General features: G+C 51.8%; 20 protein-coding genes. 2 read left to right on the top strand and 18 right to left on the bottom strand.

Going from position 1 to position 22,491, the window contains the following annotated elements; all coding sequences use genetic code 11:
• Window positions 1-14: 14 nt before the first annotated feature.
• Both JUF13_RS09530 and JUF13_RS09525 read right to left on the bottom strand, forming a co-directional pair.
• Window positions 15-1,172, bottom strand: coding sequence for an ROK family transcriptional regulator (locus JUF13_RS09530; protein ID WP_203639447.1), 1,158 nt, complete (start codon window positions 1,170-1,172; stop codon window positions 15-17).
• 22 nt (window positions 1,173-1,194) lie between these two features.
• Window positions 1,195-2,595, bottom strand: coding sequence for an MFS transporter (locus tag JUF13_RS09525; protein ID WP_203639446.1), 1,401 nt, complete (start codon window positions 2,593-2,595; stop codon window positions 1,195-1,197).
• Window positions 2,596-3,041: 446 nt separating this feature from the next.
• Between JUF13_RS09525 and yicI the strand changes: the two genes are divergently transcribed.
• Together yicI and JUF13_RS09515 are read left to right on the top strand one after the other, a co-directional pair.
• Entirely contained in the window at window positions 3,042-5,330 is a 2,289-nt protein-coding gene (gene yicI, locus JUF13_RS09520) for an alpha-xylosidase (protein ID WP_203639445.1), read from the top strand.
• 193 nt (window positions 5,331-5,523) lie between these two features.
• Entirely contained in the window at window positions 5,524-5,796 is a 273-nt protein-coding gene (locus JUF13_RS09515; RefSeq protein WP_203639444.1) for a hypothetical protein, read from the top strand.
• A gap of 55 nt (window positions 5,797-5,851) precedes the next feature.
• On the opposite strand, the gene JUF13_RS09510 is transcribed toward JUF13_RS09515, so the two are convergent.
• From JUF13_RS09510 to JUF13_RS09435, 16 genes are all read right to left on the bottom strand, one after another.
• Entirely contained in the window at window positions 5,852-6,430 is a 579-nt protein-coding gene (locus tag JUF13_RS09510; protein WP_203639501.1) for a uracil-DNA glycosylase family protein, read from the bottom strand.
• A gap of 48 nt (window positions 6,431-6,478) precedes the next feature.
• The gene (locus tag JUF13_RS09505) at window positions 6,479-7,045 is read right to left on the bottom strand and encodes an ImmA/IrrE family metallo-endopeptidase (RefSeq protein WP_203639443.1); all 567 of its coding nucleotides are present in this window, start codon (window positions 7,043-7,045) and stop codon (window positions 6,479-6,481) included.
• Window positions 7,046-7,166: 121 nt separating this feature from the next.
• Window positions 7,167-8,021 carry a 4-(cytidine 5'-diphospho)-2-C-methyl-D-erythritol kinase gene (gene ispE, locus JUF13_RS09500; protein WP_203639442.1) on the bottom strand — a complete coding sequence of 285 codons (855 nt, stop codon included), beginning with the start codon at window positions 8,019-8,021 and terminating at the stop codon, window positions 7,167-7,169.
• 209 nt (window positions 8,022-8,230) lie between these two features.
• On the bottom strand, window positions 8,231-8,470 hold the full coding sequence (locus JUF13_RS09495) for a Veg family protein (RefSeq protein WP_125765455.1): 240 nt from the start codon (window positions 8,468-8,470) through the stop codon (window positions 8,231-8,233).
• Window positions 8,471-8,569: 99 nt separating this feature from the next.
• Complete coding sequence (gene rsmA, locus JUF13_RS09490; RefSeq protein ID WP_203639440.1) at window positions 8,570-9,460, bottom strand: 16S rRNA (adenine(1518)-N(6)/adenine(1519)-N(6))-dimethyltransferase RsmA; 891 nt, start codon at window positions 9,458-9,460, stop codon at window positions 8,570-8,572.
• On the bottom strand, window positions 9,460-10,023 hold the full coding sequence (gene rnmV / locus JUF13_RS09485; protein ID WP_203639438.1) for a ribonuclease M5: 564 nt from the start codon (window positions 10,021-10,023) through the stop codon (window positions 9,460-9,462). The genes rsmA and rnmV overlap by 1 nt, the downstream gene beginning before the upstream one ends.
• A complete protein-coding gene (locus tag JUF13_RS09480) occupies window positions 10,010-10,789 on the bottom strand; it encodes a TatD family hydrolase (RefSeq protein WP_203639436.1) in 780 nt (259 codons plus the stop codon). The genes rnmV and JUF13_RS09480 overlap by 14 nt, the downstream gene beginning before the upstream one ends.
• A 715-nt stretch (window positions 10,790-11,504) precedes the next feature.
• Window positions 11,505-13,541, bottom strand: a complete 2,037-nt coding sequence (gene metG, locus JUF13_RS09475) for a methionine--tRNA ligase (RefSeq protein WP_203639434.1) — start codon at window positions 13,539-13,541, stop codon at window positions 11,505-11,507.
• Between the two features lie 200 nt (window positions 13,542-13,741).
• Window positions 13,742-14,587 (bottom strand): DUF72 domain-containing protein, encoded by an 846-nt coding sequence (locus JUF13_RS09470; RefSeq protein WP_203639432.1) that lies wholly within the window; start codon window positions 14,585-14,587, stop codon window positions 13,742-13,744.
• Window positions 14,588-14,600: 13 nt separating this feature from the next.
• Window positions 14,601-14,927, bottom strand: coding sequence for a hypothetical protein (locus JUF13_RS09465; protein WP_125765450.1), 327 nt, complete (start codon window positions 14,925-14,927; stop codon window positions 14,601-14,603).
• Window positions 14,928-14,931: 4 nt separating this feature from the next.
• Window positions 14,932-15,636 (bottom strand): NAD-dependent protein deacylase, encoded by a 705-nt coding sequence (locus JUF13_RS09460; protein WP_203639430.1) that lies wholly within the window; start codon window positions 15,634-15,636, stop codon window positions 14,932-14,934.
• A gap of 993 nt (window positions 15,637-16,629) precedes the next feature.
• Entirely contained in the window at window positions 16,630-17,595 is a 966-nt protein-coding gene (locus JUF13_RS09455; RefSeq protein WP_203639429.1) for an IpaB/EvcA family protein, read from the bottom strand.
• 15 nt (window positions 17,596-17,610) lie between these two features.
• Entirely contained in the window at window positions 17,611-18,873 is a 1,263-nt protein-coding gene (locus tag JUF13_RS09450; protein ID WP_203639499.1) for a hydroxymethylglutaryl-CoA reductase, degradative, read from the bottom strand.
• Between the two features lie 12 nt (window positions 18,874-18,885).
• Complete coding sequence (locus tag JUF13_RS09445; RefSeq protein ID WP_125765446.1) at window positions 18,886-19,806, bottom strand: Ppx/GppA family phosphatase; 921 nt, start codon at window positions 19,804-19,806, stop codon at window positions 18,886-18,888.
• A gap of 20 nt (window positions 19,807-19,826) precedes the next feature.
• Window positions 19,827-20,846 carry a tryptophan--tRNA ligase gene (gene trpS, locus JUF13_RS09440; RefSeq protein ID WP_203639428.1) on the bottom strand — a complete coding sequence of 340 codons (1,020 nt, stop codon included), beginning with the start codon at window positions 20,844-20,846 and terminating at the stop codon, window positions 19,827-19,829.
• Window positions 20,847-21,280: 434 nt separating this feature from the next.
• Window positions 21,281-22,231 (bottom strand): alcohol dehydrogenase catalytic domain-containing protein, encoded by a 951-nt coding sequence (locus JUF13_RS09435; RefSeq protein ID WP_203639427.1) that lies wholly within the window; start codon window positions 22,229-22,231, stop codon window positions 21,281-21,283.
• Between the last annotated feature and the right edge of the window lie 260 nt (window positions 22,232-22,491).

Below are 22,491 nucleotides of genomic sequence, written 5' to 3'. Positions count from 1 at the left end.
CCACTTTGCTGGTGCTAATGGTGAAAAATCAGCCGCGTGCCGGGCATCGCCAACACCTCATGAATCGCCAAGGAAGCGCCGCCCAGTAAGGTGGCATACTTCACATCCTTGGACATCACCAGTGGCGGGACCAATGGCATAAAGCTCAATTTCATCTGAATGTTCTTTAAAATCTCTGGCAATTGTTCAACCAACGGTGAGTTGAAGAAAATCATCTGTGGATCGTAGGCGACAATCAAATCGCTGGTCACGATGGCCAGGTGGTAACACAGCTCCTCAAGTAGCCCGGAGATTTCCGGGTCGTTTTGATTGGCCGCCGTGACCAACTCCGCCAAGGTAACCTGCGCCACGCCCTTGATCTGGGCCGCCTTCTTGAGCAAAGCCGTTTCCGACCACTCCTCATCAAAGCTTGGCAGCTGAGCTAAGCGCTGGCGTTTCCGCCCCGTATCCTGAATCATGATGTGGCCGACTTCACCAGCGCGCCCGTAATTTCCGCGGTAGAGCTGCTTGTTGACCAGGATGCCGGCCCCGATACCCTCATGAATACTGATGGCAACGATGCTTTGCAGTTCCTGCTTACTGAAGTCCTGTTCAAAAACGGCGGCCAGATTGGCTTCGTTTTCCAAGATGATGGGCACGTGGTAGCGGCGCTTAAAGTAGCCGACCAGGTCGAAATCGGCGAAGTCCACGAAGGGCGACGTCACGATTTCATTTTCATAAACGACCCCGAAGATGGCGATGGAGATGGCTTGGAGGCCGTTCTCCGCCTTGAAGCTCGGCAATTGACCGATCATGTCGACCATCTTAGCGACAATTTCCTTCACGGCAAGGTGACTAATGGGACTTTCGTTGTATTCCAGGGCCCGCCCATCCAGCTGGGTCACCAACATTTCTAGCTTTTCACCGGAAATACTGAAGTTGATGATGTAGCCGTAAGTGGCGTTAAAGGCCACTAGCTCGGCGCGGCGGCCACTCCCCTGATTTGAGGTGGCTTCACCCTGACTCAGAACTAATTTGCGGTCGCTAAACGTACCCACGATATCCGATACCGAGACCTTGTTTAGCCCCAACAATTTAGAAATTTCTGACCGCGAAATCGGTCCGTGATTCACGATGGTCTGCAGGACAGACCGTTCGTTGTGATCACGCATCACGTCCTTGTTAATAATCATGCCGTTCACTCACTTTATCTAGTTATTCGCCGTCCTCTGCGTTTTCACGGGCGTGCTTTTCTGCTAACTCACTTTGCATTTGTTTTTCAATGCCGTCAACGTGGTAGAACATCAAAGCAATTCCGGAAAGTGCGAAGCCTAACAGGGGAACCCAAATGTAGTTCAATTCGATTCCGTGTAAGGCCGCAGCCGATTGCGTATGGTTGGCAACGTAGCCACTTCCGGTCAAAATCCAACCGGTGATGACCCCACCAATCCCCATACCTAATTTAGCACTAAAACTAGAGAAAGAGGTAACAATTCCTTCGGCGCGGACGCCGTTCTTCCATTCCCCGTAGTCCACAGCATCGGCTAACATCACGGCAATCAGACCAGAAACGTACCCGGTCCCCAGGTAACCGACGATGGTGGCGAAGATAATCATTGGGACACTCAGATGCGTGGCACCCAGGCTCAAGAGTAATTGACCGACCACGGCAAGAATCATCCCACCGAGCATCGTGTTTCGCTTACCGATCAGCTTGGACGTCCATGGCGTTAAGACCACGGCGACCAGTGCAACCATTTGTAAACTCAGTACAAATGAAGCTAATTTGGCATCGTGCATGTTGTACTTAAAGAAGTAAACCGTCACTTGAGACCGCGTCTGCATCCCCATCCAGTAGATGAAGTTGATGAAGATGATGATGGCCCAAGGCCAGTTGCGCTTCAAGGCTTTCAGAGATTCCTTAATTGGAATAGATTGCCGAGAACTCTTGGTTTGGACCCGTTCCGTCGTGTTCTTGAAGACGAACCCAAAGATGATGACCACAATGATCCCGACAATTAAGGCCCAGATGAACCAGCCGCGGGCACTCGTAGTTGAGCCGTGGCCGAAGAAGGCAACCATGGTCAACGTGATCCCGGTAATAATGGTGGCACCGGCCGTCCCCATGAATTGCCGAATCGTGGATAACGTGACCCGTTCTTGGGGGTTGCTGGTTAATGATGGCAAAATCGAAGTAATCGGAATGTTAACGGCTGAGTACAGCACATCGACCCCAATGTAAGTCACGTAGGCCCAGACCAATTTACCGGTCAGGCTCATATTTGGCGTGGTGAAGACTAACACACAGAACACCGCAAACGGTATCGAGAACCATAACCAGTACGGTCGGCTCTTCCCCCACTTGGTATGCGTGTGGTCGATCATGATTCCCCAGAATGGCCCATCAAAGGCATCCACGATCCGGGCGACCAGGAACAACGTCCCCACTGCAGCGGCACTGATACCAAACGTATCCGTGTAGAAAATCATTAAGTACGTCCCGACCATTTGGAAGGACAGGTTGCAGGCAAAGTCACTAAAGCTATAGGCAATTCGTTCGTTCCACGGCACCATGTTCTTCTCGGCAACCGCGACTTTAGGAGCATTTTCACTCATAAGTACACACCTCATTATTTGGTTGAATCAATTGACTTGCGTTTGAACCGTCGACGTTCAAGGAAATTCAATTTTCAAATCACAGTTTACTGTAACCGTTTTCAGTTGTCAACAACAATTTTAGGGGTTGAACGACTTTGGGGTTGAATGTGGTGGGTAAAAGCCCGATGGAATCTAGTTAAACGGTCAGTTCTTAAATTTTTAGGCAATTGGTCTAGGACTTTTATCGAGTCAATTCAGTACGTTATAGCTGCTTAGGTGTAATTGGTCGGTGCAACCGGTTGTCGACTTGACGCCTATTTTCTCTTACCTCTATAGGCGACCCACCACCCCCATCCAGGATAATTTCTTCTCATGAAAGCGTTGACATTTAAATCAAATCCACGTACACTGTTGGTGTCGATTAAGAAATTCAATTTTCTAAAAAATCTAAGAGGTGTTTATCCATGAAGTTTACGAATGGCTATTGGTTAGACCGGCCACAATATCAGATTGAATCACCACGAGAAGTTTTCGATTACAAGCAGACGGACCGGCAGTTAACGCTGTACGCCCCCTTCAAATTCATCAACGAACGTGGCGATGAACTGAACTTGGGGATGAGTACGATTGACCTGACTTCCCCGATTGAGGGCGTGATTGGTGTCAAGCTGACCCACTTCGATCAGGAGACGCAGGGGCCTTCCTACCACATTACCGATCAGAATCCGGACGTGGCCATCACCACGGGTGCCGACGAACTGACCTTTACCACCGGCGGACTGACCGCCCGCATTCCCTTTAAGCAAGCCTTCCAATTAGACTTCTTACATGGTGATCACCTATTGACCCAGTCGTTGGACAAGGCCCAAGGCGTAATTCATGACAAGGACACCAACGTCGACTACATGCGTGAACAACTGAACGTTGGCGTGGACGACAAGGTTTACGGCCTCGGCGAACGCTTCGGTAACTTCATCAAGAACGGCCAAGAAGTCCGCATCGATAACCAAGATGGTGGAACGGCCTCCGAACAATCCTACAAGAACATTCCGTTCTACTTAACGGATGCCGGCTACGGGGTCTTCGTGGACCAACCACAACCCGTCGACTTTGAAATCACTTCCGAAAACGTTGACCGGGTTCAATTTAGTACCGAGGGCCAATCCCTGCAGTACTACGTGATCTACGGCCCAACGCCCCAAGAGATTCTCCACCGCTACACGGAACTGACTGGGAAGACCCAGCTGCCACCTGCCTGGTCATTTGGCCTCTGGCTGACGACCTCCTTCACCACTGATTACAGTGAAGAAACCGTCATGAAGTTCATCGACGGCATGAAGGACCACGAGATTCCACTGGACGTCTTCCACTTTGACTGCTTCTGGCAAAAGGGCTTTGAATGGTCCAACATGGAATGGGACCGCGACGAGTTCCCCGACCCAGAAGGCTTGATCAAGAAGATTCATGACCGTGGGATCAAGGTCTGTGTCTGGATCAACCCGTACATCGCCCAAAAGGGAAAGATGTTTGAAGAGGGCAAGAAGAACGGCTACTTTGTCAAACGCGAAAATGGCAATATCTGGCAATGGGACCTCTGGCAAGCCGGCAACGCCTTCGTCGACTTCACCAACCCCGCCGCTGTTAAATGGTATCAAGGCAAGCTCCAAGCGCTGATCGACATGGGCGTGGACTGCTTCAAGACCGATTTCGGTGAACGGATTCCGGTGGACGACGCGGTCTTCTTCGACGGCTCCGATCCTAAGCGTGAACACAACTACTACACCCTGCAATACAATCAGGCCGTTTACGACACGATTGTCGCTGCCAAGGGTGAGGATGAAGCGGTCGTCTTTGCCCGCTCCGCCACGGTTGGTTCACAGAAGTTCCCTGTTCACTGGGGTGGTGACGCCCTGTCGACCTTCAAGAACATGGCTGACACCTTACATGGTGGGCTGTCCTTCCTGAGTTCCGGCTTCGCCTTCTGGAGCCACGATATTGGTGGGTTCGAAGACGGTCCCGACACGCCAACCGCCGACCTATACAAGCGGTGGACCCAATTTGGCCTGCTGTCTTCTCACAGTCGTTACCACGGTAGCAACGTTTACCGGGTGCCATGGAACTTCGATGACGAAGCCGTTGAAAACACACGGAAGTTCGTTAATTTGAAATTGTCCCTGATGCCTTACCTGTACACCCAGGCCGCCCACAACACGGCTTACGGCAATCCCCTGATGCGGCCAATGTGGTTCGACTTTACCGAAGACCTCACCGCCCACACCCTGGATAACCAGTACATGTTGGGGAGCCAGATTCTGGTTGCCCCCGTCTTCAACCATGAAGGCCACGTCAACCTCTACCTGCCAGCCGGCAAGTGGACCAGCATCATTGACGACAGTGAAGTTTACGATGTCACTGATGGCAAATGGTTCAGCAAGGACTACAGTGAGTTAGACCTCCCTGTCCTGGCCCGCGACAACACGATTCTGTTGCGGAATCCTAAGGCCGTTCATGCCGACTATGACTTCACCAAGGATCTCGATATCCACCTCTACGACATGCACGAAGGCACCACGACCGTTGCTGTTGTGAATCAAAAAGGTAAGGATGCGGGTCAGGTCACCGTTGACCGGCATGGCAACGAACTGACTGTGACTACGACCGGTTTGACTGGTTCGGCCACCGTACTCGTTCACGAAAATGGCCACGTTACCCAGGCAGCCCTAACCGACAACTCGGTCACTGTGACACTCTAAGTTAATTTTCAAATAAAAATCCCCGCACTACCAGCGACCCGAGAGTCGTTAGTGGTACGGGGATTTTTTAGTTGCGCGGGGGTCCTTTACTGACCGTTGCCCCCACTGGCCATTCGCTGGTCTTCGGCGGCATAATAGGCATCGCTAACAATAGCTTTAGTCGATTGCGGCTTGTGCACGCAAAGAAAGGCAAGTGATTACGATGCACCTACGCCACCAGTACCATCATAGTCTGGTTCTCATCAGTCTCCTCGCTGCCGTGCTTCTCCTGAGCAAACTGATGATTCTCCAATTCGCCCTGCCAAATACGTTTACAACGACCGTCATGATGATTTTTGATTTTGTCTTGCTTGTCGGCGTCTACCTGGTCGACCGTCTACGCCGCCAAATTTCATTGACGAAACGCGATCGACTCCTGTACGGCGGCATCCTGGTTTGGATTATTTTGGCCAGCGTGACTTTCTAGCGCTTCATTTAAAAAAGAGGTATCCGGGAAACTCCCAGACACCTCTTTTGTCATTTCACGAAATAATCTCACCAACGCGGGCCTGCAGTTCCGGCACTACCGACGCCTCGAACCATGGGTGCTGATGCATCCAGCCGTAATTCAGTGGTGACGGATGGACCAGTGGGAAGAACTCTGGCAAATAGTCCGCGTAGTGCTCGACCGTTGCCGTCAGCGTCTTCTCGTGTTTGGGGAGGTAGTATTTTTGCGCGTACTGCCTAATCAAGAGGGTCAGCTTGACGTTGGGCATCAACGCCAGGAGCGGTGCGTGCCACTTGTCCGCGAAGCCCTTGCGTGGCGGTAAGTCACCCCCGTGTGCGTGCTTGCCCGGATAGTAAAAGTCCAGGGGCAACACGCCCAATTTACCGGAATTGTAAAATTGGTCCTTGGTAACCCCCATCCAGTCGCGTAAGCGGTCCCCGCTGGCATCATCCCAAAAGGTCATGGACGCCTGGCCCTGTCGGCTGGGCGCCTGACTGATCAAGAGAATTTCCGCCTGCGGTTCAACGTGGTAGAGGGGTAAAATCCCCTGCTGGGTAAAGTGTTGGTTGGCTGGATCATCCTGAATGGCTTGAAAAATCTCCTCTGCATCGATGGCTCTTCGCTCCTAACGATTTAAACTTTCTGTTGGCTCAATATTTCCTTAGTCATCCATCTTCACAAACATTCTGACGTTTTGAAGACGATAGGTCATGGTCTCCCCAGATACCGCCAACTCTCGAGAAATGATTTTAGTAACTTCATCAACTTGCTGCTTTGTTAACCCAGCATCATCTAGCTCAAGTCGGTTGATTGTTTCATTCACTAATTTCACCAATAACTTTCTAGGCATTAATAAAGTCGCTGCAAAGTTATTCGCCGCCATCTCATTACTTTTCTCTAAGACACTTTCATAAGAACCGAGAGCAGTTGAACGTAGCGAAATCCCATGATGGCCTAAAATATCATGACCAATTTCATGGGCAATTGTAAATCGATTGCGTGTGGCAGGATGCTTTTGATTGATTCTAATCGTTTGATTAGCTTCGTCAAACTCCCCAGAATGGTTATCTGGTAAGTGGACATAATTGAGTTTAATGCCAAGTAATTCCGCAATTCTTTTTAAGTCAATGTACGGAGAAGAGGGAAGCAATAATAATTGACCAAAGCCGTCAGCATTGTCACCAAACTGATTGATAAAATCAGATGAATATATTTCTTTAAGTTTCATGACCAGCTTCGCCTCCCTAGCATTCAATATAGCACACGCAGGTTCTCAAACCTAAACAAAATAGCCCGTACTAAATGACCAGCAATTCACTTAAAAAAGAAACAACTAATCCCTAAAGCAACTAAGGCAACGGCCGCACCAAATACACTTCACGACAGAACCCTTTCATGCCGTTAAAGACCCGTTGGGCGCGTGACTGCTTGCTACACAGGCCAAAGACCGTGGGCCCCGTGCCACTCATTTGCGCGGCATCTGCGCCGAACTTCATCATCTGTTGCTTCAACTGGGTGATTTCGGGGTAACGGTGTGCTGTGAGCGGTTCCAATGCATTGCCCATGACCGCACACATCCCATCGATATCCTGATCCCGAACGGCTCGCAGTAGCGCCTCAATATCCGGGTGTTCCAGGTTATCGTAGCGAATCTGCTGCAAAATCGTCGGCGTGGAAACACTCACCTTGGGCTTGGCCAAAATGACCCAGGCCGCCGGTAGCTTGGACAGCGGGGTGATTCGCTCGCCCCGCCCGCGCACGTGGGCCGTCCGCCCGTAAACACAGTACGGTACGTCGGAGTCAATCTGGAGACCTAACTCGGCCAGTTCCTGCCAGCTCAGGCCCAACGACCAGGCCTGATTCAATCCGCGTAGGACCGCGGCGGCATCCGATGATCCACCACCCAAACCGGCCGCCACCGGAATATTTTTCTTGATGCGAATATTGACCCCCTCATCAATGTGGTAGTTTGTTTGCAGCAAATGGGCGGCCTGAAAGGCTAGGTTCCGCTGATCATTTGGTAAAAAGCCGCTATCCGAAGCGACCCGGATGCGTTTGTGCTTGGTTAACGTTTGAATTTCGACATAGTCGGCCAAGTCCACGGACGTCATGACCATGTTCCACTCCTCTGCCCCATCCTGATGGTGGTACGGGGTGTCGAGCCCGAGGTTTATCTTAGCTGGCGCCTTTTCAATCAGTTGCATGTGCTCACCTGAATTCTACTAGGTAGGTTGCCTACCGTTCTCGTAATTCTAATTAAGCCTATTATACTATGGTTTTAGCCAAAATAAAAAGAGTGTGTCAAAAGCCAAGTAGTTAGCGGGGTTAAGCGCCACTACCGGCCTTGACACACTCTTTATGGTCAGGTCAGTCCGAAAAAACTGGGCAAAATAAAAAGGCCTAATTGGCCCAATTATTGTTCATCAAAGTCAACTTCGATGTTTTTAGTTAAAATATCGGTATAGCTGTATGAAACCCGTTCGAACGAATTTTCGTTTTGGTCTAAATCCACCACGAAAACGGCTGGATAGGTTTCCCGAAGAATTCCATGCCGCTCTGTCGTTTTCTTACGACCGGCCTGGGCAATCACCATCAACTTTTCGCCGATACGATCGTCCAGTTTGTTCTTAATGTTCGCTAAACTTGTTGGCATGCACTTCACCTCTGTGAAACAATTATAGCACCGTTTCACAGAAATTGCAAATTATACCACAACCGCTGCCAAACCGCAAGAATCCACAGTTGGTAAGGGTTACATAAGCCCTTCATTGTGGAAAGCGTTGGTTAATTCGATGAAATTTATCAGCGTTAAGCGTTCTGGCCGTAGCTGACGCGAAATTTTGGTTTCATTTAAGACTGATTCAATTCGTTCGCGGACTTCCGGTTGCTTGCCGAAGATACCTTGCAAATTGTTCCACAAGGATTTCCGCCGATGCGCAAAGCATCCCTTAACAAAACTAAACAGGGCTTTGTCTTCGTACGGATTAACTGGTAACGGCTCCCGCGGCGTTAAGCGAATGATAGCGGAATCAACGTTCGGTTGTGGAATGAAGGCCGTGCGCGGCACGTTAAAGGCAACCTCAACGTGCGCCCGGTACTGCATGACCACGGACAAGGACCCGTAAGCCTTCGTCCCGGGTTCTGCGACCAACCGATCGGCCACCTCGGCCTGCATCATGACCACGATGGCGTCAAAGTCCACTGTGCTTTGGAGCACCCCCATCAGGATGGGGGTCGTGATGTAGTATGGCAGGTTGGCGACCAGCTTCAGGGGATGGCCCGGCTCAAATTCAGCTGCCACGACCTCGGGTAGGTTGGCCTTCAGGATATCCTGGTTGATGACTTTGACGTTGTGGTAATCCATCAGCGTCTCGTCCAGGACTGGCAACAGGTTTTCGTCAATTTCAAAGGCGACGACCTTGTGGGCCCGTTTGGCGATCTGTTCCGTCAGAGCACCGATCCCGGGACCAATTTCAATGACGTTGTCTTGTTCAGTCACGTCCCCGGCGGCCACAATGTTCCGCAAGATGTTGAGGTCGGACAGGAAATTCTGCCCCAGACTCTTCTTCGCAACCAGATGGTACCGGTTCAAAATCGCCTTTGTCCGTGCTGGTGACCCAATTTCAGGTACTTCATTCATCATTATTTATCCTCCTTTGCGCGCACCTGCTTGAGGGCGGCCGCAAAATCAGCCGGCTGAATCCCAAACATCCGCAGTCTTTTCTCGAGCTGCTTCCCATTCACGTAACCAATCTGTAACAGCTCGCCCAGCTGTTCTCGGCGTTCCTTGGCGCCTGCGCCACCAATCAAGCCAGCGGCCAGCAGGTCTTCGTGGGTAATCAGGGTTGGTGCAGCGGTCGTCTCCGTGTAAACGTGGTCCAATGCTGCCCGAATGGCTTCGGGACTGGCGTGCTCCACCCCTAACGAGCCACCGGCCTTGTCCGGACGCCCCTCCTTCTTGGGGAGGAAGGCGTGCTTAGCATTCGGCACCGCCTCGGCCACAATCTTGCGAATCTTTTCCCCAGAAAAATCTGGGTCGGTGAAAATAATAATGCCGCGTTGATCCGCTAATTTTTGAATCAAGGCTAACGTGTCCTCATCAATCGCGGAGCCCCGGGTTTCAATGGTGTCGGCGTTGACTGCGCGATTGATTTGTTTGGTATCATCTTTGCCCTCAACGACGAGGACCTCTTTAATCTTTTTCATTAATTTTGTAAAACTCCTCTGCGTTCTTAAACGTGGCGGCCGCAATTTCTTCCGGCGTGGTCTCGCGTTCCTTAGCAATGGCTTCCACCGTGTAGCGGGTGAAACCAGGCTCGTTCTGCTCGCCGCGGTGTGGTTCCGGCGTCAGGTAAGGCGCGTCGGTCTCGACCATCATGACGTCCAGTGGCGTCGCGCGAACGGCGTCGTGGACCTCGTGGGCGTTCTTGAAGCTAGCAACGCCAGAATACGAGATGTGCATCCCCAAGTCAAGGAACTTCTTCAGCCATTCGGGGTCACCATTAAAACTATGCATGACGCCCCCAATTTCACTGATGTCGGCGTCCTTGATGATTTGGTAGGTGTCTTCAAAGGCATCCCGGTTGTGCACGGCGATTGGCTTGCCCACTTCCTTGGCAATGGCAATCTGCCGGGCAAAGACCTTCCGCTGCACATCCCGTGGCGACGTGTCCCAGTGATAGTCCAACCCAATTTCACCCAGCGCAACGACCCGGTCATCGGCAAGCTGTTCTTCCAACAATTTCTCAGCTGCGGCATCGTAGTTCTTGGAATCTTCGGGGTGCCAACCAACGGCGGCGTACAGCTGCGGATACTGGTGGGCCAACTTGATGGCATCGGCGTTCAGCTGTGTGTTCGATCCGATATTGGTCATCTTGACGACACCCAAATCGGCAGCCCGTTTCAAAAAGCCAGGCACATCATTGATGAACTCTTCGCTGTTCAAATGTGTATGCGAATCAAAGATTTTCATCGTCATTCTCCTTTACCCTAATTTGATTGATTAAACGAACAAAACGCAGCCGGCGTCTCATCGATCCGCCGCCCACGTTTTGGTTATGGTTTTATTTGGTTTGTGTGAAGTGTTACCCCTACTGGCTACCGGTATTACTGCTACCAACCCACAAACTACATGTGGCATGCTGACGGTATCATGTACCATTGTCAACACGACGTCAGTGATCTACGGGTTAACACCATGTCAGCCGCAGGGCTGGTGAAAATGAGCCACGCAGTCAATGTTAGTGACCAGAGGCGGGCCAAAGTGACCAGCTGTGTCGATGGCCTTAGCTGAGTGATTTTCTCAGCTTAGCCCATGGGACAACCTTTGTGACCGCTTCTCAGGCTCAAAGTTGAGGTGGAAGCCCACTTCACAGACTGGAACTAATCCATACCGTCTAGCGCCCCACAAGTTACATGTGGTGTGTTGACAATGCCATCCTACCATTGCCAACATCTACGTCAGCGCGATACGGGTTAACACCATGTCAGCCGCAGGGCTGGTGAAAATGAGCTCAGCCGTGGGAGTTGCCTTAGCGGTTTACCGCTTAGGCAACTGCTATCTTTGAGACGTGAACTCCGGCTCAAAGTAAGTCTGAAGACCGCTTCTCAGGCTTCAGACGCGCGCCCACAGCGTCACGGCCCATTTTCACCGGCCCGGAGGCGCGGCAAGCAACTAAAACGTAACCTTAGCTGACGTCGGAGCCGTTGACCATGGTGCTTGGCAATGTCAATAACTCGACTTGCCCGTCATGCTCAGCAGACAACAGCATCCCCTGACTGACTTCCCCACGCATCTTCCGTGGCTTCAAGTTGGCCACAATCACGACCTTCTTGCCCACTAATTCTTGTGGTTCTGGATACCATTCGGCAATCCCAGATAAGATCTGGCGGTTCCCTTGATCCCCAGCGTCCAGCTGGAACTTCAGCAGCTTGTCGGCCCCTTTAATGTGGTCGACGGCTTTGATTTCAGCAACCCGCAGTTCAATCTTTTCAAATTTATCGAAGCGAATCTCTGGCTTGTTCAGCGTCAGGTCTTCGGCAACGTCGGCCTTAGCGGCTTCTTGTTGCGCTTGCGCCTTCGCTGCCATGGCGGCCCGACCCTTGGTCTTTTCAGACTTGGTCATTTGGCCTTGGATGAAGTCCACTTCTTCTTGCACGTCGATCCGAGGGAAAATTGGGGTCCCCTTGGCAACGACCTGTTTACCAGCTGGTAAGTCGGCCAATTTGAGGTCGGTCATGGTCAGCGTGGCTGGGTCTAAGCCTAATTGGGCAAAGATTTCCTTTGGCGCATGGGTCATGACTGGGCTGATCAGCGTGGCAACGACCCGTAAACTAGCCGCTAAGTGAGCCATAACAGCGGCCAAGTCAGCGGCCTTGCTGTCGTCCTTGGCTAAGTTCCAAGGTTCCGTTTCATCAATGTACTTGTTGGTCCGGGAAATCAGTTTCCAGATTTCAGCCAGGGCATCGGCGAAGTGCATCTTGTCCATTAAGTCATGGTAGTTGGTGATAACCGTCTCGGCCGTGGCTTCGAGGTCCTTATCAAAGGCCGTCACGCCAGCCTTGAATTCAGGCAGCTTGCCGTCTTCGTACTTGTTGATCATGGCAACGGTCCGGTTCAACAGGTTCCCCAGGTCATTGGCCAAATCATAGTTCAAGCGGTCCACAAAATCTTCGGGCGTAAAGGTCCCGTCGTTTCCGTAAGGCATGGCACGCATCAGGTAGTACCGCAGCGCATCCAAACCGTACCGGTCGACCAAGGTCTCGGGGTAAATGACGTTTCCCTTAGACTTGGACATCTTGCCGTCCTTCATCAATAACCAGCCGTGCGCAAACAATTCGTCTGGGGCTTCGATTCCCAAGGCGTGTAGCACGATTGGCCAGTAAATGGAGTGGAACCGAACGATTTCCTTACCCACCATTTGGACGTTGGCAGGCCAGAACTTCTTAAAGAGGCCCTCGTCATCGCTGGCGTAGCCTAAAGCGGTGATATAGTTGAGCAAGGCATCGATCCACACGTAGACCACGTGCTTAGGATTGCTCTTGACCGGCACACCCCAGGTGAAGGTCGTCCGGGAAACGGCGAGGTCTTCCAGGCCTGGTTTAATGAAGTTGTTGATCATTTCAGTCATCCGAGATTCTGGTTGGATGAAGTGGGGATGGCTGTGGTAGAAGTCTAACAGCCAGTCCGCGTATTTGCTCATCTTGAAGAAGTATGATTGTTCCTTAACCAGGGAAACTTCGTGGCCAGAAGGCGCCTTCCCACCGATGACCTTACCATTATCATCATGGTAAACTTCGGCGAGTTGCGTTTCAGTAAAGTATTCTTCGTCATCCTCGGAGTACCAACCTTCGTATTCACCCAGGTAAATGTCGCCCTGCTTCAACAGACGTTCGAAAACTTCCTGAACGGCGGCAACGTGTTCCTTGTCGGTCGTCCGGATAAATTTATCGTTAGAAATTTCCAGCGTCTTCCAGAGTTCCTTGATGCCTTTAGCCATGCCATCCACGTATTCCTGTGGCGTTTGGCCTTGTGATTGGGCCTTGTCTTCGATCTTCAGACCATGTTCGTCGGTCCCGGTCAAGAAGAAAACGTCGTAACCGTTGCTACGCTTGTAACGCGCAACTGTGTCACACGCAATCGTGGTGTAAGAGTTTCCGATATGTAACCGCCCAGATGGGTAGTAGATCGGTGTTGTAATGTAAAAACTTGGTTTGTCTGCCATAAAATAAAAGCCTTCCCTCGCTCTAAATTATTCCGTTATTATCGGGTTAAAATTCATGATAAATTCTAATCAAGTATAGCATAAACCCCGGTTTAGCCATAGCGCTAACCCAGGATTTTGTGGTGAAACTACCCAATGAAAAAGACAAAAGTACCCAACCGATTCACTCAGTTGCGTACTCGCTCGTTTCACTCGTTCAGTTAAAATAGATCCAATTGTTGTGGCGCCAAATTTTGCCAGTGCAGGTCCAAGATTTCTTGGAGTCGCTGAGCATTGGGAGCGGCGTCACGACCCGCGTTGTTGTTAAAAATCACACAGACGTCTTTGGCCTGCTGGTCTAAGCGCTTGACCATGGCCGCAAAGTCCTGCAGCTCCTCTTCCGAATAGTGATAGAGGGTGCGGGTCTTCCGCCAATTCTGGCCCTGATTAAACCAGCCCTCGGCGTTACGGCCGTGCAGCCGAACCATCGCCAGCTCAGGTGTCGTCACGGTCTCATCCAGGGGAATCCCGTCGTTTAGATTGTGCGGCTCGTCGGTCGTCACGTTGGTGAACCGCAACGACTTCAGGTAGGCCAACACATCTGCGCTCATCTCCGGCGTCGCAAACCAACTGGGGCTGCGGAACTCCACGGCGACGGGCAAATTGCCCATCAGCACGCGGACCTGCCGCAAGTATTCGATGTTTGCCGTCGTCCGGTTAAAGAACGGCGGAAACTGGAAGAGCACCGTCAACAATTTCTGGTGTGCAACCAGTGGCTGAATCGCCGTGCGAAACTGATCAAAGGCTAGATTTCGCTCGGTTTCAGGCAACGTTTCATCCCGGTCGTGCCGGGTCATGACCTGATTGGCCTTCAAAATGTATTGAAACCCATCCGGCACGGCCGCTTGCCACTTCTCAATCGTGCTCTGGCGGGGAATCCCGTAGAACGGCGTATCCAGCTCAACGACTGGAAAATGCCCCGCATACTCCGGTAACGTGACGGGTCGCGTATCGCCGCCAATTAATGCCGGATGCTCCGTCCAGGTGGTCAACCCAATGGTAATCATGCCAAACCACTCCTTACTTAAAACGTTCAAACTTCTTAATCAATTCGGCTTCAGGGGTAGTCAGGCGTCCGCTCAGTTGGCTGATCAGCCGCTTCCCCGCAACCCGGTCATTGTAACGAATCCCAGTCACACAGAGGTCAATCAGCGCAAAGAGCACCGTCACGAGGACCGCCTGGTTGCGAGAAAAGCTCGCTTCAAACAGCGTGACGATTTGCCCGCTAAAGGCCAGCTGGAGAATCCCGTAGATGACCAACGTATCTGGAATCAGCTGGAGCACGTTTAGCCAACGCAAACGCCTCACCAGCCCGTGTAGTTGATGGATTACTTCTTGATGCGTCATCGGCTTACCCCCGAACTTGGAGTTCGTTGAAGAACTCAGTAGCGTCCGCCTGAACCATCGTGTAGTCAAAGCCTAAATTCAAGCGTTCCTGGTTGACCACGACTACCTTGGCCTGTTGATTACGATAATCTAGGAGCCCGGCAAACGGGTAAACCCGCATGGAGGTCCCGACAATCACGACCAAATCGGCCTGGCCCATCGCGGCAACCGACCGCTGAATATTCAGCTCGTTGAGGCCCTCGTCGTAAAGCACAACGTCTGGTCGCAACCAGCCACCGTCAACATCGTGGTGCGGGTCCCGCAAGTAATCTTGCCAGCTGACCTTCGCCCCGCAGAGTTGACAGTGAACCTGGTACATATTGCCGTGAAATTCCACCAAGTGCTTGGTGTGGGCCACGTTATACAGGTTATCAATATTTTGCGTAATCACCATCGCCCGGTCCTGCTGGGTCAAGGCCGCCTGTTTTTCATGAATGACGTTGGGTTTGGCGTCTGGATAGTACAGGTTTTGCTTCACGTAATCATAAAAGACCTCTGGCTCCTGTACCAGGCAGGCGTGACTCAGGTAATACTCGGCGTTGCGGTGTCCCGTGTACAGGCCGTTTTTCGACCGGTAATCTGGAATCCCCGACGGCGTCGAGACGCCTGCGCCGGTTAGAAACACGATGTATTTGGCGTCATCAAAGGTTGCTTGCAAGCTCGCTTCCATCCCCATCATCCCTTCTTAAATCAAATCCATATCTTAAAACATGTGCGACTTTCGCTCCCGGCGGCGGGTTCAAGCAGCCCTGCTGTGGGGCACGGTTCCGGCCTGAGGAGCGGTCCTCCACCTCGCCTGAAAGCCTAAAAGCCAAGTCTCAAAGGGCGTCCCATGGGCTAAGCTGGGAAAGAACCCCAGCTAAGGCCATCGACACAGCTGGTCAACTTGACCCGCCTCTGGTCGCTGAAACTAGCCCTATCATTTTAAGCTAGCATTAAATTGCAAAGGTCCACTTATTCAGCCGTAAAACTAACTAAGATTCACCTTATCCTATATTGTTCCTAACAATGGGCTCAAGGTGCCCTGCTGTGGGGCACAGCTCCGGCCTGAGGAGCGGTCCTCCACCTCGCCTGAAAGCCTGGAAAATCACCAGTCTCTCAGGTCGTCCCATGCTCTAGGCTGGAAAAGAACTCCAGCCAAGACCATCGACACAGCTGATCACCTTGGCCCACCTCTGGTCACTAACATGGTCCATCTAAGTTAACGTTACTTCAGTTCGCCGGCCCACCTATACCTGTATTTATTTCAATACACATTTCTCATGCCACAATGACTAACGTTCGCACGAAAACAATCGAATAGAAAACAGATTTCGCTCTCATTGTATGCCGGTTTCAGCTGATTGTCGCGGATTCTTTTCATAAAGTTCAAAATATATCTAGCTGAATGAACACAGTTGCCACCTTACAACTAACCAATCCACATCTCACAAATACCATTTATTTACTGTTGCAAGCTGCGCCAGTGTCAGCCGTGAGGGCGGTTAAAATAGGCTCAGCCGTGGGATTTTCTAAGTGATTTGCTTAGAAAATGGCGACTTTGAGACGCGACTTTTGCGGCTCAAAGCGAGTCTCAAGACCGCTTTTCGGCTTGAGACGTCCTGCCCACCGCGTTCCAGCCTATTTTAACCGCCCGGTAAGGCGAACCCAGGCGCACGTCTAGCTACCGCAAGATGTATGGCATCTTGAGTTGCTTGAAGAGCTCTTCGACCGTCATGCTGTAAATTTTCGTGAAGTACTCTGGCGTATCGTCCTTGGGCGCTGGTGCTGGGAGCACGAACGCGTTTTGTTCGTCGGCGTGATTGAAGCCGACGTAGCCGCGGCGTTGTGTCGTCTTCTCGTGCATGTCTGAGTGGTACAGCTCAAAGATCTGCTTGACCTGTAGGCTTAATTGCCGCTTAGACAAGACGCTGGTCAGTGTTGTGAACTCAGTGTTGTGCAGAGCTGGTAAGCTCCAAGCTTCCAGTTGGGCGTCGAAGGCCTTGAACAACTTGACCACGTTCCGGCGCAGGCTAAATGGTGAGTCGACTGGCTTTTCCGTGATAACTTGGTACAGCTTCTGAGCGGCAGCGAAACTGATGGGATAATCCTTGGTGAATTGGGCCATCAGGTCTTGGTCGTCGGTGCCGAAGAAGACTAAGGCATCCAGCAAGGTCAGCGTCCGCAACGTCATTTCATCGTCGACTGGGTTGGGTTCTGGCTTAATGGTTGCCGTGACCCCTTTCAAGTATAAATCCTTGATATTGTCGTCAATTAAATGGTGCTTGCGTTGTTCACTGACCACGACTTCGTGGCTGACGATATCATACAGCTCGGTGCCCATGATCATCAGTTGTTCGTCGAGTTGGGGTTGGCCGGTCGTCAAGGAGAAGAAGACCTGTGGGAACCCAGACAGAATCATTAACAAATGGAGCAGTTCGTGTGAGGCCGTGTAGTTTGGCGCGGTCAAATCGGCCACCTGAATGGCAATGTCCTTGCCCATTTGCATCTGTTGGGCCTGGTCATGCCGGACGAAACCGGCTTGCAGTTCCCCAATAAATTGGACTTCAACCTTACCTGGATAGATAGCGTTAACTTGATCTAACAGGCTTTGAACCTCTTTATTTAATTTGACATCTTTTGCTTGCATACTGTTTATTTTCACCTATTCCTTTAAATTTGCTTGACGGACGGCGGTTAGGGCCGCTTGGGCCTGCGCCATAGTTGGCTGAGTGATGGTCGCTAAGCGTTGCATCACTGCTGGCAGCTCCATGGGGGTCGCCCCAACGGATAAGGCCAACGACTTGCGTTGCAGGGACATGTGGCCGCGTTGAATGCCGTCGGTCACCAGTGCGCGCAAGGCCGCCACGTTCTGGGCGAGTCCGACCGCCGCGGTGATCCCCATGAGTTCACGAGCACTCGTCACGTGAGCAATCTGTTGGTTCACCTTCACCAGTGGTAACACACGCGTGGCGCCGCCCACAAAGCCCAAGGCCAGGGGTAGCGTCAACTCGCCGCGTAATTTGCCATCAACGATTGACCACTGGCTGAGTCCCTGATACTGACCATTGCGACTCGCATAGGCGTGTACGCCGCTCTCGACGGCCCGCCAGTCGTTGCCCATCGCCAGGACGACGGCATCGATACCGTTCATAATGCCCTTGTTGTGAGTCACGGCGCGGTACGGATCGACCTGAGCCAGGTCACTGGCCTCAACGATGCGTTGGGCCACCGCGGCTCCGGCAATCGTGAGCGTTTTCACCTGGTCGACCGGCACTTCACAGGTCGCGGTTACCAGGCTGTGCGTCGCGTAATTACTGAGAATACTCATTAGAATATCCTCGTCGCGGTGCGCCTTGATGTCCGCTGCCACGGCTTCCGTCATGGTATTGACCAGATTGGCGCCCATGGCCTCGCCGACATCAATGAAGACGTCTAGCAATACCCAATCGGGCGGCAGCTGGCGAATCCGTAGACTGCTAGCGCCACCTCCGTGGGTAATCAGGCTGGGGTGGGCCGCATCGGCAACGTTAAGAAGTCGCTTACGGTTAGCCGTCAACCATTTCACTAAATCACGGGGATCAATGACGTGACTGAAAACGATTTGCCCCATCAATTCTCGCTGGGTAACCTGGGTCTCAATCCCCGTTGGACTGGCCAATAGCCGGCCACCATTGCTAGCTGCTGCGATGACTGAGGGTTCCTCAGTCACCATCGGCACCGTTACCGGTCGGCCATCGACGGTCAGGTTTACGGCCACCCCCTCGGGCAGGCCGTACGTCGTGAGATAATTTTCAATTAAATTCTCGTCGGTCGCCTGTCGATGGGCGGTCAGCTCAACTAACTGGTCGACCGTCAAATGGCTTTGGCTGGCAATTTGGTCCCGGCGCGCCTCATAAGGTAGCCGGTAAAATGGTGGTTGGTTGATTGATGTCCCCTCCTAACGTTGACTCAGGTACTCGGAGATGATGCCCTCCCGGACGCCACTTTCAGAGAAAATGACCCGGTCGGAATCCAGCATTTGGAGCAGCGTGACCAGGGGTAACATTCCCCCGATAATAATATCAGCCCGCTCCGTCTCTAGGCCAGAGATCCGCTTGCGTTCCCGCAAAGGTACCCGCAGTAACCGTTCAAACGTCTTCATGACTTGACCAGTGGTGAGCCGATACCCGTGAATATTTTCGACGTGCAAAATCTTTTGCTGCTGACGGTTCATCCGGGCCAGTGTCCGATTGGCCCCACCCAAGAGCACCAGTGGCAGGTGTTTGGCATCATTGAGCCACCAAATGTCCTGGAGGCGTTCGCGGAGGAAAACCTGAGCGGAGAACAAGTCTACGGCCGTAACGCGGTCATCGAGCCGGAACTGTTCCGACAGGTTGACGGCGCCAAACGGCACACTGATCAGGTTGGCATCGCGGCCATCTTTGACGTGAACCAGTTCACAGCTGGCCCCACCAGTATCCAGCAACAGACAATCCTTAATTTTTAACCGGTTGACTGCGCCCAGGTAGTCGTAGTAGGCTTCCTGGTCCCCAGACAACACTTCTAATTCAATGTTCGTGGCCGCTGCGACGCGTTTTAAAAATTCGTCGCGGTTGCGGGCTTGGCGTACGGCCGCCGTCGCAATTCCCCTAACAATTAAATGGGGCAACTGCTCATAGTACGGTCGAAACGACTTCAGCGCCGCAATCGTGCGGTCCATCGCCTTCGGTTGGAGGATCTTTTCGGGACCCATCCCCTCTGACAAACGGCTGTCAGCCTTGATGCGGTTGACTTCACGGTACGTGCCGTCGTCATGCAGTTCGTTAACGGCCATCCGGACCGAGTTAGAGCCCAAATCAACAATGGCTAAGTTTTGCATTGTTCATCCCCCGTTTCAATCTAACCGAAGTAATCAATACCAATCGCGTGCCGAACTTCACGTAACGTCTGTGCGGCGACTTGGTTAGCCTTTTCGCTCCCCTGCTTAAGGATGTCGTAAACGGCGCCCTCATCGGCAGCGAAGGCTTCACGGCGTTCGCGGATTGGTTGTAATTTAGCTTGTAAGACCTCGTTCAGGTACCGCTTGATCTTGACGTCACCTAGGCCACCGTGTTGGTATTGGGCCTTTAATTCTTCAACGTGTTCATGATCATCGGCAAAAATGTCGAGGTAGGTGAACACGGTGTTGCCTTCGATATGACCAGGATCTTCGATGTGAATGTGTTCTGGGTCCGTGTACATGGACATGATCTTCTTTTGAATCTCATCGGCGCTGTCGCCCAGGTAAATGGCGTTGTCGAGGGACTTACTCATCTTGGCGTTGCCATCCAAGCCAGGAATCCGGCCTTGCCCCTTAGGTGGGAAGTAGCCTTCAGGTTCAACCAGAATCTCTTGTTGGTAAATGCTGTTAAAGCTCCGCACAATTTCGCGGGTTTGTTCCAGCATGGGTTCTTGGTCTTCCCCAACAGGGACCGTGTCGGCCTTGAACGCCGTGATATCAGCGGCTTGGCTAACTGGGTAGATGAAGAAACCAGCGGGCACACTTTCGCCAAAGGCCTTTTGCTTAATTTCAGTCTTAACGGTTGGGTTTCGGTTCAACCGGGAAACGGAAACCAGGTTCAGGTAGGCCATGGTCAGCTCGTTCAAGGCAGGAATCTGGGATTGCACCAGAATCGTAGACTTGGCGGGGTCGATACCCACGGCCAGGTAGTCCAAAGCGACCTGTAACAGGCTGTGGCGAATCTTTTCGGGATCCCGGGCGTTGTCGGTCAGGGCCTGCATGTCCGCAATCATGATATAAGTATCGTAATCACCGGTGTTTTGCAAAGCGACTCGGTTCTTCAACGACCCCACGTAATGCCCAATATGTAGCTTACCTGTTGGTCGGTCTCCAGTTAAAATAACGTGTTTTTTACTCATTTTGTTCTTCCTTTCTGAAAAAGCGCCCTACTGGCCAATTGCCAATAGGACGCTCGTGCGCGGTACCACCTAATTTGTGGTCGTTGGGACCACCACTCTCGTCAATAACGGCGACACCGCGATAATTAATTATCGATTAAATGAAACTTGCTTGACCCATTTGGGCCGTAAAACCGTTTCAGCACGAGCGGTTTTTCTCTAATGTTGGCCTACTTTTATCAAGCTCTATTTCCTTATTTTAGAGGTTTTTTCGGGTAAAGTAAACTGGTAACTTCCACAAAGATTTTTATACTGAAAGCGTTGGCGGTCGTGACTCATTTTGGACTGACTTACGTGACTTATTTGTCCCGGCTTACATGCCGCAGTAAGTACTGATAGCCTAAAAATCATCACCAGCATTTACCCGCTGATGATGATTTCAAATTTAAAAATAACTAATCCTGTGTGGCAATCAGTCGACCGGTCACGCCACCTTGACGCAACGTTTCCAGCCCTTCATCGATTTTACTGAAGTCGATGGTCGACAGCGTTGGCTTGACCTGGCCTTTGGACAGCGCGTCATAACAAAACGCAATGTCTGAGCTGTCACCGCCCATGCTACCAACGACCTGAGCGCGTTTCATGATCAGATCCCAGGTGCTGATGGTTGAATGGAGAATCCCCATCCCCACCACGACGACCTTGCCACCGGGTGCGACAACGGATAAGGCGTGGCTCGTGGTGCTGTCGAAGCCGGCGAAGTCCACGATGAGGTCTGGGGCAATATCTTTCATTTCACTGACATCGTCGAAGATGCCCTTGCAGCCCATCGCCTCAGCCATATTTTTAGCGGCTGGCTTCGGGTCAGCGGCATAGACATCACAACCTGCCGCAATCGCGAGCTGGGCACCAAAGTCCCCGATACCTCCAATGCCGACGATACCAACCTTCATCCCCACCTTGGCACCACCGACGCCAAAGATAGCTCGGTGAGAGGTCATGCCGGCATCAGTTGCTGCGGCACCATCAATGAAGGACACGTTGTCGGGCAATGGGATCAACTCAGTCTGGGGGACAACGAGTTTGTTGGCATAGGCCCCGTCAACGACCCCGCCGATTGAGACTTGGGTGTCCGGATCAATGGGGCAAACCCCAACCCGGTCACCCGGTTTAAATTTAGTCACCCCCGTGCCGACGGATGCAATCACGCCCGCACATTCATGCCCTAAAATAACTGGCGGTTGAATCAAATCCATCCACCCAGGATCGTCAATGATAGTCACGTCAGTATGACACAACCCGGAAGCCTTGATGTCAATCACAACCTGCCCAGCCGCCGCAACAGGATCAGCGACCTCAACCAATTGTAGTGGTTCATGCGTCTTCGTAAATTGCCAGCCTTGCATTCAAATCATCCTTTCTAAGCTCAGAGAAACGACAACTATGCTTATGTATCACAAAATGTAAAACTAATGGGATACTATAAGCGTATCATAAAAGCGCTTACATCGTAAGGATAACTTATAATCTAGAAAATTGGTGCGCTGCTGAATAGATTACAAGGGAACTAAGTATCAGCGAATCCCACTCCGATTGTCGCCAACCTCCGCCACCGTCAGCCCTGCAGGGTGGTTCAAAATAGGCTCAGCCGCGGGATTTCCTGAGG

Source organism: Levilactobacillus wangkuiensis (assembly GCF_016861605.1).
Taxonomy (GTDB): domain Bacteria; phylum Bacillota; class Bacilli; order Lactobacillales; family Lactobacillaceae; genus Levilactobacillus; species Levilactobacillus wangkuiensis.
This window is presented reverse-complemented; position numbering and strand designations above follow the sequence as displayed.